The 17,556-nt window shown below is 70.0% G+C and carries 16 protein-coding genes; 7 read left to right on the top strand and 9 right to left on the bottom strand.

Annotation, left to right across the window (positions count from 1 at the left end; all coding sequences use genetic code 11):
- Positions 1-232: 232 nt before the first annotated feature.
- The 4 genes from ACGFI6_RS00270 (at position 233) to ACGFI6_RS00255 (ending at position 3,904) form a co-directional block, all read left to right on the top strand.
- Complete coding sequence (locus tag ACGFI6_RS00270; RefSeq protein ID WP_393113846.1) at positions 233-1,267, top strand: AAA family ATPase; 1,035 nt, start codon at positions 233-235, stop codon at positions 1,265-1,267.
- A 29-nt stretch (positions 1,268-1,296) separates the two neighbouring features.
- Entirely contained in the window at positions 1,297-2,259 is a 963-nt protein-coding gene (locus ACGFI6_RS00265; RefSeq protein WP_393115733.1) for a DUF58 domain-containing protein, read from the top strand.
- On the top strand, positions 2,259-3,212 hold the full coding sequence (locus ACGFI6_RS00260) for a VWA domain-containing protein (protein WP_393113844.1): 954 nt from the start codon (positions 2,259-2,261) through the stop codon (positions 3,210-3,212). Before ACGFI6_RS00265 ends, ACGFI6_RS00260 begins: the two co-directional genes overlap by 1 nt.
- A gap of 194 nt (positions 3,213-3,406) precedes the next feature.
- Positions 3,407-3,904, top strand: a complete 498-nt coding sequence (locus ACGFI6_RS00255; protein WP_393113842.1) for a DUF3145 domain-containing protein — start codon at positions 3,407-3,409, stop codon at positions 3,902-3,904.
- 218 nt (positions 3,905-4,122) lie between these two features.
- On the opposite strand, the gene ACGFI6_RS00250 is transcribed toward ACGFI6_RS00255, so the two are convergent.
- The 6 genes from ACGFI6_RS00250 to ACGFI6_RS00225 form a co-directional block, all read right to left on the bottom strand.
- Complete coding sequence (locus ACGFI6_RS00250; protein WP_393113840.1) at positions 4,123-5,562, bottom strand: carboxyl transferase domain-containing protein; 1,440 nt, start codon at positions 5,560-5,562, stop codon at positions 4,123-4,125.
- A 4-nt stretch (positions 5,563-5,566) separates the two neighbouring features.
- Complete coding sequence (gene fabF, locus ACGFI6_RS00245; protein WP_393113838.1) at positions 5,567-6,802, bottom strand: beta-ketoacyl-ACP synthase II; 1,236 nt, start codon at positions 6,800-6,802, stop codon at positions 5,567-5,569.
- A 125-nt stretch (positions 6,803-6,927) separates the two neighbouring features.
- A complete protein-coding gene (locus ACGFI6_RS00240) occupies positions 6,928-7,176 on the bottom strand; it encodes an acyl carrier protein (RefSeq protein WP_130380551.1) in 249 nt (82 codons plus the stop codon).
- Positions 7,177-7,250: 74 nt separating this feature from the next.
- A complete protein-coding gene (locus ACGFI6_RS00235) occupies positions 7,251-8,240 on the bottom strand; it encodes a beta-ketoacyl-ACP synthase III (protein WP_393113835.1) in 990 nt (329 codons plus the stop codon).
- A 1-nt stretch (position 8,241) separates the two neighbouring features.
- A complete protein-coding gene (locus ACGFI6_RS00230; protein WP_393113833.1) occupies positions 8,242-9,432 on the bottom strand; it encodes an acyltransferase domain-containing protein in 1,191 nt (396 codons plus the stop codon).
- 79 nt (positions 9,433-9,511) lie between these two features.
- Complete coding sequence (locus tag ACGFI6_RS00225; protein ID WP_393113831.1) at positions 9,512-10,741, bottom strand: PucR family transcriptional regulator; 1,230 nt, start codon at positions 10,739-10,741, stop codon at positions 9,512-9,514.
- Between the two features lie 186 nt (positions 10,742-10,927).
- Here ACGFI6_RS00225 and ACGFI6_RS00220 point away from each other — a divergent pair, with 186 nt between their 5' ends.
- Complete coding sequence (locus tag ACGFI6_RS00220) at positions 10,928-11,971, top strand: PHP domain-containing protein (RefSeq protein ID WP_393113829.1); 1,044 nt, start codon at positions 10,928-10,930, stop codon at positions 11,969-11,971.
- Positions 11,968-12,975, top strand: a complete 1,008-nt coding sequence (locus ACGFI6_RS00215) for a pirin family protein (protein ID WP_393113827.1) — start codon at positions 11,968-11,970, stop codon at positions 12,973-12,975. Before ACGFI6_RS00220 ends, ACGFI6_RS00215 begins: the two co-directional genes overlap by 4 nt.
- Here the strand turns inward: ACGFI6_RS00215 and ACGFI6_RS00210 are convergent.
- Positions 12,950-13,474: a hypothetical protein gene (locus ACGFI6_RS00210; RefSeq protein WP_393113825.1), complete on the bottom strand. Its 525-nt coding sequence runs from the start codon at positions 13,472-13,474 to the stop codon at positions 12,950-12,952. The two genes, ACGFI6_RS00215 and ACGFI6_RS00210, sit on opposite strands and share 26 nt — an antisense overlap.
- Before the next feature lie 73 nt (positions 13,475-13,547).
- The gene (locus tag ACGFI6_RS00205) at positions 13,548-14,168 is read right to left on the bottom strand and encodes a TetR/AcrR family transcriptional regulator (protein WP_393113823.1); all 621 of its coding nucleotides are present in this window, start codon (positions 14,166-14,168) and stop codon (positions 13,548-13,550) included.
- 50 nt (positions 14,169-14,218) lie between these two features.
- On the opposite strand from ACGFI6_RS00205, the gene ACGFI6_RS00200 reads away from it, so the two are divergent.
- Positions 14,219-15,874 (top strand): FAD-dependent monooxygenase, encoded by a 1,656-nt coding sequence (locus ACGFI6_RS00200; RefSeq protein ID WP_393113821.1) that lies wholly within the window; start codon positions 14,219-14,221, stop codon positions 15,872-15,874.
- Between the two features lie 47 nt (positions 15,875-15,921).
- Here ACGFI6_RS00200 and ACGFI6_RS00195 read toward each other — a convergent pair whose 3' ends face one another.
- Complete coding sequence (locus ACGFI6_RS00195) at positions 15,922-17,556, bottom strand: LuxR C-terminal-related transcriptional regulator (RefSeq protein ID WP_393113819.1); 1,635 nt, start codon at positions 17,554-17,556, stop codon at positions 15,922-15,924.

Genomic DNA, 17,556 nt, shown 5'->3' with positions numbered 1-17,556 from the left:
TACGACGACGCACGCGCCGTACGGACCTCGTGCACAAAGTGCGACCGGCATCCGGCGCGGCGCGGGGGCGGCGCGCGGCGCGGCGCGGGGGCGCGGGATTTGGGGGCGGGGGGCAGGATGGGACGGGACCCTTGGGCCGCTGGACCCGGGGATCTGATGGAATGGCCGGTGTTGCGAAGTGGGGAATGACGGTGTTTGACATGGCTCGCGCGCGGGCCCCGGAAGGACAGGCATGACCGAAACCACGGTGCCGGCGGGAACGGTGGCCCAGCAGTCCCGGCTGATCGGCGAGGCCATCGGTGAGGTCAAGCGGGTGATCGTCGGCCAGGAGCACATGGTCGAGACCCTGATGGTGTCGCTGCTCGCGCAGGGTCACTGCCTGCTCGAGGGCGTCCCCGGCGTCGCGAAGACGCTCGCCGTCCGGACCTTCGCCTCCGTGGTCGGCGGTACGTTCGCCCGGATCCAGTTCACCCCGGACCTGGTCCCGTCCGACATCGTCGGCACCCGGATCTACCGGCAGACCCGCGAGACGTTCGACATCGAGCTCGGCCCGACCTTCGTGAACTTCGTGCTCGCCGACGAGGTGAACCGCGCGCCGGCCAAGGTGCAGTCCGCGATGCTGGAGCTGATGGCCGAGCGGCAGGTGTCGATCGGCGGTCAGACGTTCCCGATGCCGAAGCCGTTCATCGTGATCGCCACCCAGAACCCGATCGAGTCCGAGGGCGTCTACCCGCTGCCGGAGGCGCAGCGCGACCGCTTCCTGGTGAAGATCGACGTACCGCACCCGCGAGGGCACGAGGAGTTCGAGATCCTCCGCCGGATGAGCGTCGACCCGCCGGAGCCGCGCCAGGTGCTGAAGCCGGAGACCATCCTCGAGCTGCAGCGGTCCGCGGAGCAGGTGTTCGTCCACAACCTGGTCGCGGAGTACGCCGTCCGCCTGGTGATGGCGACCCGGACGCCGACCGACTTCCACCTGCCCGACCTGGAGCCGATCATCGAGCTCGGTGTCAGCCCGCGCGCGACCCTCGGTCTGATCGCCGCCGGCCGCGCCCTCGCGCTGATCCACGGCCGTGACTACCTGCTGCCGAGCGACATCCAGACAGTCGCGCTGGACGTCATGGGTCACCGTCTCGGCCTGACCTTCGACGCGGTCGCGGACAACATCGACCCGCGCGCCGTGATCGAACGCATCCTGGCCACCGTCCCACCGCCGCAGCCGGTCTGGCGCGACGGCAACGACGGCTCCGGCCGCCCGGAGTTCGTGTAGTGCCCAACCGACCGGATCCGCGGGCTGCGATGACGATCTCGCAGCTCGCTCCTGAGCGTGCGCTGCGGCGGCTGGAGCTGACCGTCGTACGGCGGCTCGAGGGCTACCTGCACGGCGAGCACCTCGGGCTGTTGCCGGGCCCCGGCACCGAGCTCGCGGAGGCGCGTGCGTACCAGGTGGGCGACGACGTACGGCGGATGGACTGGGCGGTCACCGCGCGGACCACGATGCCGCACGTCCGCGACCTGATCGCGGACCGTGAGCTGGAGACCTGGGCGCTCGTCGACCTGTCCGGCTCGATGGACTTCGGTACGTCGACGATCGAGAAGCGCGAGCTCGCGGTCGCGGCGGTCGCCACTGTCGGGTTCCTGACCCATCGCCTCGGTGACCGGTTCGGCGGGCTGATGCTCCGCGACTCGGCGCTGCGTCGCTGGCCGGCCCGGTCCGGACGCCTGGCGCTGTACGGGTTGCTCCGCGCGCTGCTCGCCGAGCAGTTCAGTGAGAGCGAGGAGGCGCATCGCAGCGACCTGGCGGCCGCGCTGGAGTCGATGGCCCGGACGCAGCGCAAGCGCGGCCTGCGGGTGGTCGTGTCCGACTTCCTCACCCCCGAGGACGGCGAGGTGGCGAGTCAGGTCGAGCCGTCCTGGGAGCGGGCGATGCGCAAGCTGACCGCCCAGCATCAAGTGCTCGCGGTCGAGATCGTCGACCCGCGCGAGCTGGAGCTGCCGAACATCGGCGTGGTCACGATCGGTGACCCGGAGACCGGTCAGGTCCGGGAGATCGACACCCGGCGCCGCAAGGTCCGGGAGGCGTTCGGAGTGGCCGCTCTCGCACAGCGGGAACGAACCCGGGCCGCCCTGCGTAGGGTAGGTGCGGGACATCTCGTGCTGCGGACCGACCGCGACTGGGTCGCCGACACCGTGCGGTTCGTACTCGCCTACCGGCGGGTCGCGCCCCGCCTGCACCAACCGCCGAAGGGAGTGGCTCGCTGATGGAGTTCCTGTCTCCGGCCAGACTGTGGTTCCTGCTGCTCATCCCGTTGATCCTCGCGGGCTACCTCTTTCTCCAGCACCGCCGCTCGCAGTACGCGCTGCGCTTCACCAACATCGCGCTGCTCGACCGGGTGGCCCCGCGGCGCCCGCAATGGCGCCGGCACGTCGCCGTCGGGCTGGCGCTGCTCGGCGCGCTGTCCTGCATCGTGGCGTTCGCGCAGCCCAAGGACAAGGTCAAGGTGCCGCGGGAACGGGCCACGATCGTGGTCGCGATCGACGTCTCGCTGTCGATGATGGCCACCGACATCGAGCCGAACCGGCTCGAGGCGGCGAAGGAGTCGGCGAAGGAGTTCGTCAACAACCTGCCGGCCAAGTTCAACGTGTCGCTGGTCAACTTCGCCGGCACGGCCTCGATCATCGTGCCGCCGACCACCGACCGCTCCACCGTGGACCGCTCGATCGACGGCCTGGAGCTGGCCGAGTCGACCGCGACCGGTGAGGGCATCTTCACCTCGCTGCAGGCGCTCACCCAAGTGCCCCCGGACCCCGCGCACCCGAACGACCCGGCCCCGGCGCGGATCGTGATGCTGTCGGACGGCAAGCGGACGGTCGGCCGTACCGCGCAGGAAGGTGCGCAGGAGGCGAAGGCCAAGAAGACCCCGGTCTACACGATCTGCTTCGGCACCGACTCCGGCTTCATCGAGATGGACGGCATCCGGCAGCGGGTACCACCGGACCGCGCCGAGCTGCGCAGCATCGCCGAGATCAGCGGTGGTGAGGCCTACACGGCCGAGTCCGCGGGCGAGCTGAAGGACGTCTACAAGGACATCGGCTCCTCGGTCGGCTACGACGAGGTCGACAAGGAGATCACCGCCCGGTACGCCGGCATCGCGATGCTCTTCACGCTCGCCGCCGCCGGCGCCTGCATCGCCCTCGCCACCCGCTTCCCGTAGGTCGCGACACGGCGGTGATGTCGACGGGATGTAGTTGACACGGCGAGGTTACTGGTGTTTACGGGGGTGGTGATGCAAGATGGACCAAAGTTTCGCGGGTCGTCTTGTGATGCCCTGAGGGACTGAACACACCGAGACCGACAAGATTGTTCGAGAACGCTGGGGAAGGCGCCCCTCGAGCACAGGAGGTCCCGGTGGCGACAACTCGTGGCGTTCTGTACGTCCACACGGTGCCGTCAGCGTTGTGCCCGCATGTCGAATGGGCCGCGGGCGGCATCCTTGGCGTGCCCGTGAAGCTGGACTGGACGCCGCAACCGGCGGCCCAGGGCACGTACCGGGCCGAGCTGTCCTGGCAGGCCGAGGCCGGCACCGCGGCCAAGCTGGCATCCGCCCTGCGCGGCTGGCAGAAGCTGCGGTTCGAGGTCACCGAGGAGCCGAGCAACGGCGCCGAAGGTGAGCGGTACTCGTTCACGCCCGAACTCGGCATCTACCACGCGACCACCGGCGTCCACGGCGACATCATGGTGCCGGAGGAGCGGCTGAAGGCGGCCATGCTGAAGGCGGCCGCCGGCGAGGCCGACCTGACCGAGGAGGTCGAGCGCCTCCTCGGCCGCCCCTGGGACGACGAACTCGAGCCCTTCCGCTACGCCGGCGACGGCGCCCCGGTCCGCTGGCTCCACCAGGTTGTCTAAGCATCTCCTGAGAAGTTCAGAAGAAACCTGTGAAAGCCAGGGACTTCCCCGAACTTTTCGATGAGACTGAGCATCAGACGTACTACAAGGGTGGGAGGGGCCGTGGCCGCTGGGCCACCGGGTGTCGGGACACCCCCGGTGGTTGTCAACAACAGCGGCCGCACCACGTGAAGGGCGCGAACCTCAGGGTTCGCGCCCTTCGTGTGTGTCCAGCGGTTTCAGAGCGGGATGTTGCCGTGGGCTCCGCGGATCGGGCCGTCGGCCGCGGCCAAGGCGGTGGCCAGCGCGGTGGCCAGGGCAGTACGGGTTCGGGTGGGTTCGACGATCTCGTCGACGACGCCGAGCTCGCGGGCGCGGTCGATGCCGCCGGCAATCTTCTCGTGTTCGGCGGCGAGCTCGGCCTCGACCTGCGGCCGTAGTTCGGGATCGACCTCGGCCAGCCGGCGCCGGTGCAGGACCCGTACGGCCGCCACCGCGCCCATCACGGCCACCTCGGCCCGCGGCCACGCGAAGACGCGGGTGGCGCCCAGTGAGCGCGCGTTCATGGCGATGTACGCGCCGCCGTACGTCTTGCGAGTCACCAGCGTCACGCGCGGTACGACGGCCTCGGCGAACGCGTGCAGCAGCTTCGCGCCGCGCCGTACGACACCGTCCCATTCCTGTCCGACGCCGGGCAGGTATCCGGGGACGTCGACCAGTACGACGAGCGGTACGCCGAACGCGTCGCACATCCGGACGAACCGGGACGCCTTCTCCGCGGAGAGTGCGTCGAGGCAACCACCCAGCCGGAGCGGATTGTTGGCGATCACGCCGACCGTCCGTCCGCCGAGCCGGCCGAGCGTGGTGACGATGTTCGGCGCCCAGCGCTGGTGCAGTTCGACCGGTGCAGACACAGCGTCGTCGTCGAGCACCCCGCCGACCAGCGGATGCACGTCGTACGCCCGTTTCGCCGACTCGGGCAGGAATCCGGACAGGTCGGTGTCCGGGAGGTCTGCGGACATCGACCCCTGGTTCGCGAGCAGGTCGGTCAGCCGGCGCGCCTGTTCGACCGCTGCCGCTTCGCTGTCCGTGGTGATGTGGACGACGCCGGAGCGCCGGCCGTGCGGCTCGGGTCCACCGAGCCGGAGCATGTCCACGTCCTCACCGGTGACCGAGCGGACCACGTCCGGTCCGGTGACGAAGATCCGGCCCTCAGGACCGAGGATGACGATGTCGGTGAGCGCCGGGCCGTACGCCGCACCGCCCGCCGCCGGGCCGAGCACGACGGACAGCTGCGGGATCTTCCCGGACGCCTGCGTCATCGCGTAGAAGATCTTGCCGACGGCGTGCAGGCTCAGTACGCCCTCGGCCAGCCGGGCGCCGCCGGAGTGCCACAAGCCGATGATCGGCACCTGATCCTGGCGTGCGACCTCGTACGCCTGCACGACGACGTCGCAGCCTTCGTCGCCCATCGCCCCACCCATCACGGTGGCGTCGGAGCAGAACGCGACCACGGAGGCCCCGGCGATCGTCCCACGAGCCGCGATCATCCCCGACAGGTTGTCAGGGGTGATCAGCTCGAGACTGCCGGGGTCGAGCAGGTTCGTCAGCCGGGTGACCGGATTCCGGGGGTCCTGCTCCCTCGGCAGTTTCGCGGGTTTCGCCGGGGCGATGGTCATCCGGCTACACCGACTTGAAGGCGATGGCGGCGTTGTGGCCGCCGAAGCCGAAGGAGTTGTTCAGGGCCGCGATGTCGCCGTCGGGCAGTTTGCGCTGCTCGGTAGCGACGTCCAGATCGATCTGGTCGTCGAGCTTGTCGACGTTGATGGTCGGCGGCGAGATCCGGTGGTGCACGGCGAGTACGGTGGCGACCGACTCGACCGCTCCGGCGCCGCCGAGCAGGTGACCGATCATCGACTTCGGCGCGGTGGCGATCGCGTGATCGGCCTCCTTGCCGAGCGCCTGCCGGATCGCGATCGACTCGGCGATGTCGCCCTGCGGCGTCGAGGTGGCGTGCGCGTTGACGTGGAAGATGTCCGCCGGGGTCAGGTCGCCCTCGGACAGCGCCCGCTCCATCGCGCGCCGCGCACCCGAACCGGTCGGGTCCGGCTGGGCGATGTCGTGCCCGTCCGCGGAGATACCCGCGCCGGCGAGCTCGGCGTAGATCTTCGCGCCGCGCGCCTTGGCGTGCTCGTACGACTCCAGGATCAGGATGCCCGCGCCCTCGCCGAGCAGGAAGCCGTCCCGGTCCACGTCCCACGGACGCGACGCCTTCTCCGGGTCGTCGTTGCGCTTGCTGAGCGCCTGCATCATCGCGAACGCAGCCAGCGGCAGCGCCATGATCGACCCCTCGGCGCCACCAGCGACGACCACGTCCGCGCGGCCGAGCCGGATCTGGTCCAGGCCGAGCCAGATCGCCTCGTTGCCGGAGGCACAGGCCGAGACCGGGGTGTGCACGCCGGCCTTCGCGCCGAACTCCAGGCTGACGTACGCGGCCGACGAGTTCGGCATCAGCATCGGGATCGCCAGCGGCGACACCCGGCGCGGGTTGGACTGCAGGGCGTCGTAGTTCGACAGGGTGGTGTGCAGGCCACCGATCCCGGAGGCCACCGCGACACCGAGCCGCTCCTTGTCCAGCCCGGAGTCCTCGAGGCCGGAGTCGGCCCAGGCCTCGCGGGCGGCGACCACGGCGAGTTGCGCCGTCCGGTCGAGGCGACGGGCCTTGACCCGCTCGATGACCTCGGTCGGCTCGACCGCGGCCGGTGCGGCGATCTGCACCGAGAGGTTCTGGGCCCACTCGTCGGTCAGCCGCCGGGCGCCGGAGCGACCTGCCAGCAGCCCTTCCCAGGAGCTGGCCACGTCGCCGCCGAGCGGGGTCGTGGCTCCGAGCCCAGTGATGACGACTCGGGTCTTCGACATGGTTACCTCATCCTTCACAGGAGCGTTGTGCGGTTGGGAGCGAGGGGTGGGTACTGCGGTTCGCCGGCGTGGTGCTCATCGGGGACGCGCCCCGACGAGCACCCTGGCCAGCACGGTGACGGAGGTCAGCCGTTCTGGGCGCGCTCGATGAACGCGACCGCGTCGCCGACGGTCTTCAGGTTCTTGACCTCGTCGTCGGGGATCTTCACGTCGAACTTCTCCTCGGCGGCCACCACGACCTCCACCATGGAGAGCGAGTCGACGTCGAGGTCGTCGGTGAAGGACTTGTCCAGCTGGACGTCCTCGACCGGGATGCCGGCGATCTCGTTCACGATCTCGGCGAGGCTGGAACGGATCTCTTCGGTGCTGGCCATTTCTTGGTTCCCTTTCGGATTTCTGCTGACTTACTGCCGGTTCGGCCACCTGAGCCGCCCCGGACAACTATGGACTACGGCAGCCGGATGACCTGGGCGGCGTAGACCAGCCCGGCCCCGAAGCCGATGATGAGCGCCAGGTCGCCGCTCTTGGCCTCGCCGTTGTCGCGCATCGCGGTGATCGCGAGCGGGATCGACGCGGCCGACGTGTTGCCCTGGCGCTCGATGTCGCGGGCAACCTTGACGTGGTCGGGCAGCTTGAGCGTCCGGCGCATGGCGTCGGTGATCCGCATGTTCGCCTGGTGCGGTACGAACAGGTCGAGCTGCTCGGCCTTCACACCGGCCACGTCCAGGGCCTGCTGCGCGGTCTTGGCCATCTCGAAGGAAGCCCACCGGAACACCGGGTTGCCGTCCATCGTGAGGTGCGGCCAGTTGAAGCTGCCGAACACCTCCTGCCAGGACTCCTTCTGGCTGATCACCTGGTGCTGCGTGCCGTCGGAGCCCCACACCACCGGGCCGATCCCCGGTTCGTCGGCCGGACCAACGATCGCGGCGCCGGCGCCGTCGGCGAAGATGAACGCGGTGCTGCGGTCCGTCCGGTCGGTGATGTCGCTGAGCCGCTCGACGCCGATCGCCAGCACGTACTTCGCGCTGCCGCCGCGGACCAGGTCGTTGGCCATCGCGACGCCGTAGCAGAACCCTGCGCAGGCGGCGGAGATGTCGAACGCGGCGGCGGTCGGGGCGCCCACCTCGACCGCGACCCGGGTCGCGATCGCGGGCGTCTGGTACAGGTGCGTGACGGTCGAGACGATCACGCAGCCGATGTCGGCCGGGTCGATGCCGGACTCGGCGATCGCGTCCTTGGCCGCGTTCACCGACATCATCAGGACCGTCTCGTCCTCGCCGGCCCAGCGCCGTTCCTTGATCCCGGAACGGGTCTGGATCCACTCGTCGCTGGAGTCGATCTGCTCCAGGATCTCCGAGTTCGGCACCACGCGCCGCGGCCGGTACGACCCGATCCCGAGGATGCCTGCGTACTGCGAACCGGTCGATGCGGTGATCATGTCAGTTGCCCTCTGTCGGGTGCAGACGCAGGAGAGGCTGGCCAGGGGCGACCGGGTCGCCTTCTTCGGCGAGCCATTCGACGACGATGCCGCCGTGCGGTGCGGTCACCTCGACCTCGTCGCGCAGGCTCGCGACCTTCGCCACGACCTCACCGGCCTCGACCGTCTCCCCGGTCTCGCGCCGTACGGCGACGGTGCGCGTGAAGGTGCCCTTGATCGGGGCGACGAGCAGTCGCCAGGTCGGCGAGGCGTCGATCTCGGACGGGCTGCCGTGCTTGTCGACGAAGGCGCGGGCATCGTCGAGCTGGTCCGGGGTCTTCAGCGCGAACGTCTCGACCCCCTTCAGCGCCCGGCGCGCGATCCCGGTCAGCGTGCCCGCCGGGGGCAGCTCCAGGATGCCGGTGACCTCGAGGTCGGACATGGTCTGCATGCACAGGTCCCAGCGAACCGGCGCGTTCACCTGGGTGACGAGCCGCTGCAGAACATCCTGGCCGTCGTGGACGACGTGACCGTCGCGGTTCGAGATCAGGCGGGTCCGCGGATCATGCGTGCTGACCGCGGTCGCGTACTTCGCCAGCGTCTGCACGGCCGGCTCCATGTGCCGCGTGTGGAACGCACCCGCGACCGACAGCGGAATCAGCCGCGCCTTCGCGGGCGGGTCGGCGGCCAGTGCGGCCAGTTCCTCGACGGTGCCTGCGGCAACGATCTGGCCGGGGCCGTTGTCGTTCGCCGGGGTCAGACCGTGCTCGGCAAGCTTCGCGAGGACCTCGTCCCGGTCGCCGCCCAGTACTGCGGTCATGGACGTCGGCGTCAGCGCAGCCGCGGCGGCCATCGCCTTGCCTCGCTCGCGGACCAGGACCATCGCCTGCTCGGCGGTCAGCACACCCGTACCGGCTGCGGCGGCGAGCTCACCGACGCTGTGGCCGGCGACCGCGCCGACCTTGGCGAAGGCGTCGGCCGGGTGCGGGAACACCGCCAGCGCGGCGAGCATGCTGGACGCGACGAGCAGCGGCTGCGCGATCGCGGTGTCCCGGATCGTGTCGGCGTCGGCTGCGGTGCCGTAGTGGGCGAGGTCGAGGCCGGCGACCGCGGAGAGCCAGTGCAGCCGGCTCTCGAACACGGGATCCGCCAGCCACGGCTCGAGGAATCCTGGAGTCTGGGCACCCTGACCGGGCGCGACGATGACGAGCACGAGACAACTCTCCCTCAGCAAGGCCCCTGCGGAGCCGCACGGCGAGCACGAATTCTACCGGCCCGCTTTTGTGGAGATCCTACAAAACGGAGCTGCTCGCGTCCGGAGTGAGCAGGCGGCCCAACGTCAGTGCGACACGCAGTGTGAAACTGTCGCGGGGGTTCAGCGGGTTGTAGCCCGTGAGGTCCGCCACACGCTTCAGCCGGTACCGGACGGTATTGGCGTGGACGTACAGCGCCCGGGCCGTCGCCTCGATCGAGCCGCCGGAGTCCAGGTACGCCGAAACGGTGTCGAGGAGGACCCCATCGCCCGCGGTGAGCGGTGAGTAGACCTCGTTGGCGAGTTGCCGGCGGGCATGGCCGTCTCCGGAGAGTGACCGTTCCGGGAGCAGTTCGTCGGCCTCGACGGGTCGCGGGGCGCGCGGCCAGGCCGCGACTGCGCGGAGCCCCGCGACGGCCGCGCGGGCCGAGGTGACCGCCGACATCAGGTCCTTCACGACTGGTCCGACGACGATCGGGCCGGGTCCGAACCAGCGAGCGAGCTTTTGTACGATCTCCACAGGTTTGCTTGTACCGCCCAGTACTACCACCAGGCGGTCGCCCTGGATCGCACACAGTGCGTCAGCACCGGCCTCGCGGGCGGCGTGCCGGACCATGTCCACGATGCTCGAGCTGCCGTTCGCGGGCGCCGGCGTCTCGGCCTCGGGCGCCCGTCCGACCACCACGGCGACCTCGGCCCCGCTCGGTGCGATAGAACCCGTCGTCCCGACGGCGCCGGTCCAGCCGAGAGCGGAGGCGCGGGACCGGACGGATTCGTCGGTCTCGCCGCGGATCACCGAGTCGACGAGCAGGGCCTCGAGGCGGGCGTCCCAGGCGCCGCGCATCTCGGCGGCCTGCGCGTAGACGGTGGCGGCGGCGAACGCGACCTCGCGCGCGTACCGCTGCATGGCCTCGTGGACGATCGGTACGTCGTCCGGCGGCAGCAGTGTGCCGATGGTGTTCTCGATGGTCTCGATCGTGGTCCGTACCAGGTCGACGGTCTGGTGCAGCGAGATCACCCGGGTGAACTCCCGTGGCGCGGAGCCGAAGATCCGGGTCGGCATCGAGGAGTGCGCCTCGGGGTCGCGGAACCACTCGACGAACGCGGAGATCCCGGACTGCGCGACCAGCCCGATCCAGGACCGGTCCTGCGCGGACAACTGCGCGAACCACGGCAGCTCGGCCTCCATCGCCGCCTGCGCCGCAGTCGCCAGCGCGCCCGTCGCCCCTTGCAGCCGGTCCGCCCGCGCCCGATGCCCGTCTCTCACCACGTCCCGACCATAGCCCGGCCCGTCCGACCCTCTCCCGCCCCATTTGCCTGGCAGACCCAGCAATTTGGTGGGTCTGCCAGGCAAATGGGGGGTTCTCGGCCGGTGTGCAGGGGGTGGAACCCCCGACCTGATGGGTCTGCCAGGCAAATTACTGGGTCTGCCAGGGAAATGGCGGAAGATGGGCGTATGACGGACAAAGCGGGCGTCGACGATGCGATCGCGGCGCTGCGGGCGATCGGGTACTACCTCGAGCGGGATCGGCAGCCGACGCATCGGGTGAACGCGTACCGGCGGGCTGCGGACACGATCGCCGCGTTGCCGGCCACCGAGGTCCGGGCGCGCCGGCGTGCGGGGACGCTGACCGAGCTGGCCGGCATCGGCCCGAAGACCGAGGCCGTGATCGTCGAGGCGATGGACGGCGCGACCCCGTCGTACCTGGTCAAGCTCGAGGAGGCGGCCACCGACCTGACCACGGCCGGCCAGCGGATGCGCGCCGAGCTGAAGGCCGATCTGCATCTGCATTCTGAGTGGTCGGACGGCGGCAGTCCGATCGAGGAGATGGCTCGGACGGCACACCGCCTCGGGCACTCCTACATGGCGCTCACCGATCACTCGCCCCGGCTGACGGTCGCCAACGGACTGTCCCGCGAGCGGCGGCTGCAGCAGCTCGAGGTCGTTGCCGAGCTCAACAAACTGCTGCAGGACGAGCTAGACGGGTTCACGATCCTGAACGGCATCGAGGTCGACATCAACGAGGACGGCTCGCTGGACTGCGATGTGGAGATCCTGGCCCGGCTCGACATCGTGGTGGCGAGCGTGCACTCGAAGCTGCGGATGGCGTCCGAGCCGATGACGGAACGCATGGTCCGCGCGATCGCCAACCCGCACGTCGACGTCCTCGGCCACTGCACCGGCCGGCTGATCACCGGCGGCCGCGGCACCCGTCCGGAGTCGGAGTTCGATGCCGAGGTGGTGTTCGAGGCCTGCCGTCAGTTCGGTACGGCGGTGGAGATCAACTCCCGCCCCGAACGCCTCGACCCGCCGAAACGCCTGCTCTCGATGGCGGTCGAGACGGGCTGCCTGTTCTCGATCGACACCGACGCGCACGCCCCCGGCCAGCTCGACTGGCAGGTGTACGGCTGCGAACGCGCCGAGGACTGCGGCGTCACTCCGGAGCGTGTCATCAACACCTGGGACCAGCAGGTCCTGGCGGATTGGACGGCATCATGAGCGATCTCGAGAAAGACCCGGCCGAGGTGATCGGCACCGGCGAATGCGACGGGCCGGCGCTGGAGCTGCTCGAGGCGCGCGAGGTGGTGCTGGGACGGACCACCAAAGTACGACGGCTCCTGCCGAACAAGAACCGCCGCATGGTCGGCGCCTGGTGTTTCGTGGACCACTACGGGCCCGACGACCTGACACAGCGCGTCGACCCGTACGACGCGCCGGGGGAGCGCGGCATGCTGGTCCCGCCGCATCCGCACACCAGCCTGCAGACCGTGAGCTGGCTGTTCGAGGGCGAGATCGAGCACCGCGACAGCGTCGGATCGCACGCGTTGGTCCGCCCCGGCGAGCTGAACATCATGACCGCCGGCAACGGGATCGCGCACTCCGAGGTCTCGACGCCGGACGCCCCGCCGATGTTGCACGGTGCCCAACTGTGGGTGGCGCTGCCGGACAGTGTGCGTACGACGACCCCGCCCGCCTTCAACGCGTACGCCGACCTGCCGCGGCTCGAGCTCGACGGCGCGTACGGGACCGTGATGATCGGGACCGTGGCCGGAGTCACCTCGCCGGCGCCGGCGTACACACCGCTCGTCGGCGCCGACGTCACGATCGACGCGGGCCGTACGCTGACACTGCCGCTGACGCCCTCCAACGAGTACGCCGTGCTCGTCGTCGACGGGGCGCTCTCGGTCGGGGACCTGACGCCCGGGTTCGGCGAGCTGGTCTACCTCGGCGCGAGCCGGGACTCGATCGAGCTCGTTGCCTCCGACAACGGGGTGCGCTTCCTGCTGCTCGGCGGCGAGCCGTTCGAGGAGGAGCTGGTGATGTGGTGGAACTTCATTGGCCGTACCCATGAAGAGATCGTCGCCGCACGGGATGCCTGGCAGGGCGCGATCGAGGCCGGCGGCAACGACCGCTTCGGGATGGTTCCCGGGTACGACGGGGCACCGCTGCCGGCCCCGCCGCTGCCCTCGGCCACGCTCAGACCGCGACCGCGAGCGCGCTGACCCGCCTGCGGTAGTACGCCCAGGTGACGACCAGCAGCGCCGGTCCCCAGAGGTTGAGCGGCAGGTAGCAGGCGAGCATCAGCGCCTTCCAGGCCGGGCTGCTGAACTGGATGAAGTCGTCGGTGAACACGTCCCGGAACGCGAACGTCCAGATCGCGATCAGGCACAGCGATCCCAGCACGGCCGGGACGATCGCCGCGTACGGATGCACGCGCCGGCCGCCGATGAACGGGATCCAGCGCGGCGCGATCTCGCCCCAGCGACTGACCAGCCCGAGCGCGGTCAGCGCGACCAGCTCGGAGAAGACCGTCAGGAAGATGACGTACAGCTTGCCGCCCGCGCCGCCGAGCGCGGCCGCCTGCCCGTTCGTGTCCAGCAGGCCCATCGAGGACCCGAAGACCAGGCCGAGCCGCCAGAGCCCGGAAGGTAGCGCGAGGAACGGGATCGCGTGCGCGAGACGGTAGGCCCAGCGAGGAACGGGACGCTCGGTAGTGGTCACGCTCCGATCATGACGGACACGGACCGTCGCCACCTCACCCATCGGAGTGATGTCGCTCCCTCCCTGGACCGATTCATCGATCCGCGGCGAGACCGTGGTCCAGTACGTCGAAGGCGTGGTCGATGACGGCGACCTGATCGTGCTGCACCTGCGCGATGTCGTCGCCGGCGATGATCCGGGCGACCGGGGTGTGGAAGATCGTGGTGATGGTCGCGGTCAGCAGGTTCGCGACCAGCCGGGCGCCGAACTCGTCGCCGGTCTCGTCGGTGAGTACGCCGGTCAGCATCTGCGCGATCTCGTGTTCCTGCTCGACCATGCGCGACATCAGGGCGGGGCTGGACTGCAGCACGGTCCAGAACCCGAGCACACCCTCGATCGCGCCGGACAGTGGATGCCGGGAGCTGAGCAGTTCGTGGTGGTACCGGCGCATCGCCATGGACACGGGCTCGCCGGACGGGCGGTCGCGGACGACGGCCTCGAGTTCGCGGAGCCGGTCGAGGTGGCGGTCCAGGTACAGATCCTCCTTGCGCGGGAAGTAGTTGAAGACGGTCATCTTGGACACGCCGGCCACCTCGGCGATCTCCGCCACCGTCACCGCGTCGAATCCGCGGTGCACGAACAGGTCGGTGGCGACGTTCGCGATCATCCGCCGGGTCGCCTGCTTCTTGCGTTCGCGCAGTCCTGGCTCGGGCATGGATGAGATTGTACTGGACCAAATTTTATACTCGGTCTAATATTTTACTCATGGACACCAAGGACGTAGTGATCTCCGGAGGCGGGCCGGCCGGCCTGATGCTCGCCTGTGAACTCCGGCTGGCCGGACTGGATGTACTGGTGGTCGAGCGGCTGCTCGAGATCGATCCGACGATCAAAGCCGGATCGGTGAACCTGCCGACCGCCGAGGCGTTCTACCGCCGCGGCCTGCTGCCGGCGCTGCAGGAGGCGCAGCGGCAGGCCTTCGAGCAGATGATGGCCTTCCGCGCCCAGCAATCCGGAGCCGGAGGACCTGGTCGAGCCGGAGGTTCGGGTGGAGCCGGAGGTTCGGGGAGGAAGGCGGGTGGTGCGCCGCCGGCCGGTCACTTCGCCGGGATCATGGTCAGCTCGGCGACGGTGGACTTCGAGGACCCGGAGTTCCGCGACGCGGGTCCGGCCAGGTCTGTGTTCGCCGTCGCTCAGCAGACGGTCGAGGCTGTCCTCGGCGCCTACGCCGCCGAACTCGGCGTCGAGCTCCGCCGCGGCGTGGAACTCACCAACTTCACCACCGACGACGAAGGCGTCACCGTCCACCTGAGCAACGCCCGTGTGAACGATCGGATTGTCGACAACCCGCTGGTCGACAACCCGCTGGTCGACAACCCGCTGGTCGACAACGCCGGTGGAGAGAGTGATGCGGGGAGTGTGCGGGCGGGGTGGTTGGTGGGGTGTGACGGTGGGCGGAGTCTGGTGCGGAAGATTGCGGGGTTCGACTTTCCGGGGACCGAGCCGGCGATCACCGGGCGGCAGGCGATCGTGGAGCTGGAAGGCGCCGAAGGGCTCCAGAGCAGCTGGAACTACACCTCCACCGGTGTCTACGCCCACGGCCCGGTGCCGGGGCGGGTGCTGACGGTCGAGTTCGACGGTCCGCCGGAGGATCGCGATGCACCGATCACCGCCGAGGAGATCCAGGGCAGCCTGCGCCGCGTCACCGGCGTCGACGTCACCGTCACGGCGGTGAAGTCGGCGACCAGGTTCACCGACAACGCCCGGCAGGTGACGTCGTACCGCAAGGGACGCGTGCTGCTCGCGGGCGACGCGGCGCATGTGCACTCACCGTTCGGCGGCCAGGGGCTGAACCTCAGCATCGGTGACGCCGTCAACCTCGGCTGGAAGCTGGCCGCGACGATCCAGGGCACCGCGCCGGAGGGGCTCCTCGACACCTACACCACCGAACGGCATCCGGTCGGGGAGTGGGTCCTGGACTGGACGCGCGCGCAGATCGCCTTGATGCGTACGGACTTCCGGACCGCGGCGCTGCGCAGCGTGGTCACGGACCTGCTCCGGACACCGAGCGGTTCGACGTACCTCGCGAAGAAGTTGTCGGGCGTCCTGCACCGGTACCCGATCGACGGCGAGCACGAGTTGACCGGTTCGGCCGCGCCCGACTTCGAGTTCGCGGACGGTACGCGCCTCGGCGAGCACCTGTCCGACGGCAAGCCGTTGCTCCTGGACCTCGCGGACTCCGCGGACCTGCGTGAGGTCGCTTCCGGGCGGGTCCGCGTGCTGACCACGAAGTACGCCGGGGAACTCACCGGCGTACTCGTCCGCCCCGACGGCTACGTAGCCTGGGCCGCGGACGACGGCACCGTGACCGGGCTGGACGTGGCGCTGTCGACCTGGGTGCCCGGGGTGCGTCAGGACTGACGGCGTGACGCGGCCCTGGAAGACGAACTGAAGCGTCAAGGGCTGGGTCAGAGCAGGTCGTGATCGCGGGCGTACGCGGCGGCCGCCGTTCGGGACGGCACCGACAGTTTCGTGAAGATGTTGGTGAGGTGCCGGGCGACGGTCTTGTCGCTCAGCACCAGCCGCCGGGCGATCTCGGTGTTGCTGTTGCCCGCAGCAACCAACCGGAGCACCTCCAGTTCGCGCCCGGTCAGCCCGCCGGCCGTGCTCCGGCCGATCAGCTTCTCGACCTCCAGCCGCGCCGGACCGGCACCGATCTCGGCGAAGGACCGGCAGGCGGCGGCGAATTCGGCCGCCGCCGAGTCCTCGTCGCCGAGCAGTCGCACGGCGCGCCCGACGAGCACCTTCGCGCGGGCCACTTCGTAGGGCGCGCGCAGTTCGCTCCACAACCGGGCCGCCAACCGCGCTTGCGGCAGCGCACGGTCCGGATCGTCGGCCGCCAAAGCCGCCAACGCGGAACAGTACGCAGCCGCCGCGCGCAGTCCCGGACAGCCGAATCCGGTCGCGATTGTTGACAATTCGACGGCCGCCGCCTCCGCCTCGGAGACCGCGTCCCCGGCGACCAGTACTTCGACCGCACCCGCGAGCAGTCGCGAGCGGTGCACCGGATCGCCGGCCTCCGCGAGCAACCGCCGAACGGCGGCGATCGCGGCCGGTACGCGTCCGCGCGCGATCATCAGCAGCGCCCGCCCCGGTTGCGCCTCGTACCCGAACCCGCTCGCTTCCTCGTACGACGCCTCCGCCGCGGGGAGGTCGCCACGGATCCGCAGTACGTCGCCGCGCTCGCCCATCGCGAGGCCGGCGGCGACGTCCATCCCGTTCGATGCGTACCGCCGGCATGCGTCCTCGAACTCCGACAACGCCTCCGGGTACGCCGCATGCAGGCGCAGGATCTGACCGCGGTGGACGGCGCACTGACCGGTGAACGGCACGAGGTCGGGTTGCGTGTCGCACCAGCGGGTCAGCGCCGCCGTCCATGCGGCGGCCCGGGCGAAGTCGAGGACCTCCTGGCAGCCCTCGATCATCGCGCAGTACACGGTGCCTGCGAAGATCGGCGAGAGTTCACCGGCCGCGACGCCGACCATCGCCTCGTCCATCAGCGCGAGTCCTTCGGGGACGCGGCCGGCGTACAGCAGGAGGCGGCCCTCGCACACCAGGCCCTGTGCGAGCAGATCCGGATCGCCGTGCCGGCGGGCCATCGCGACGATGTCGTCGCCGGCGGCCAGCGCACCGGCGAAGTCTTCGCTGTCCAGGCAGCGGAAGAAGTCGTGGATCCGCAGGTACCCGCGCTCGACGACATCCTCGGGCAGGCCGACCAGCAACCGCTGGCCGCGGGCCGCCCAGCCGCTGCCGACGGCCATTTCGCCTCGGCCGTTGAACACCCGGGCGAGCCAGAACGCGAACCGGATCGCGCCGAGCACGTCGCCCTCGTCGATCCGCAGCCGGTAACCGCGCTGCAGGGCCCGGATGCACGCATCGGGGTCGCCGAGCAGGAACGCCGCCGTGGCCAGCGTCATCAACTCGTCCGGCCCGAGGCCGTGACCCGGCTCGCGGTCGACGGCGGTCAGCCGCTCGTAGGCGACCGCCCAGTCCCGCCGCTCGAACGCGACCCGGGCTCGTTGTAGATCGTCGACAATCCCCAT

The organism is Kribbella sp. NPDC048928, assembly GCF_043197975.1.
Taxonomy (GTDB): Bacteria; Actinomycetota; Actinomycetes; order Propionibacteriales; family Kribbellaceae; genus Kribbella.
The sequence above is the reverse complement of the archived record's forward strand: the minus strand, read 5'-3'. Positions and strand labels throughout refer to the sequence as shown.

Excerpts from the sequence above, each read along its gene's own strand:
- ACGFI6_RS00260 (WP_393113844.1), top strand. The coding sequence starts at position 2,259 with ATGGAGTTCCTGTCTCCGGCCAGACTGTGGTTCCTGCTGCTCATCCCG.
- ACGFI6_RS00270 (WP_393113846.1), top strand. The coding sequence starts at position 233 with ATGACCGAAACCACGGTGCCGGCGGGAACGGTGGCCCAGCAGTCCCGG.
- ACGFI6_RS00265 (WP_393115733.1), top strand. The coding sequence starts at position 1,297 with ATGACGATCTCGCAGCTCGCTCCTGAGCGTGCGCTGCGGCGGCTGGAG.
- ACGFI6_RS00250 (WP_393113840.1), bottom strand. The coding sequence starts at position 5,562 with ATGACCATCGCCCCGGCGAAACCCGCGAAACTGCCGAGGGAGCAGGAC.
- ACGFI6_RS00205 (WP_393113823.1), bottom strand. The coding sequence starts at position 14,168 with ATGCCCGAGCCAGGACTGCGCGAACGCAAGAAGCAGGCGACCCGGCGG.
- fabF (WP_393113838.1), bottom strand. The coding sequence starts at position 6,802 with ATGTCGAAGACCCGAGTCGTCATCACTGGGCTCGGAGCCACGACCCCG.
- ACGFI6_RS00195 (WP_393113819.1), bottom strand. The coding sequence starts at position 17,556 with ATGGGGATTGTCGACGATCTACAACGAGCCCGGGTCGCGTTCGAGCGG.
- ACGFI6_RS00220 (WP_393113829.1), top strand. The coding sequence starts at position 10,928 with ATGACGGACAAAGCGGGCGTCGACGATGCGATCGCGGCGCTGCGGGCG.
- ACGFI6_RS00200 (WP_393113821.1), top strand. The coding sequence starts at position 14,219 with ATGGACACCAAGGACGTAGTGATCTCCGGAGGCGGGCCGGCCGGCCTG.
- ACGFI6_RS00240 (WP_130380551.1), bottom strand. The coding sequence starts at position 7,176 with ATGGCCAGCACCGAAGAGATCCGTTCCAGCCTCGCCGAGATCGTGAAC.
- ACGFI6_RS00235 (WP_393113835.1), bottom strand. The coding sequence starts at position 8,240 with ATGATCACCGCATCGACCGGTTCGCAGTACGCAGGCATCCTCGGGATC.
- ACGFI6_RS00215 (WP_393113827.1), top strand. The coding sequence starts at position 11,968 with ATGAGCGATCTCGAGAAAGACCCGGCCGAGGTGATCGGCACCGGCGAA.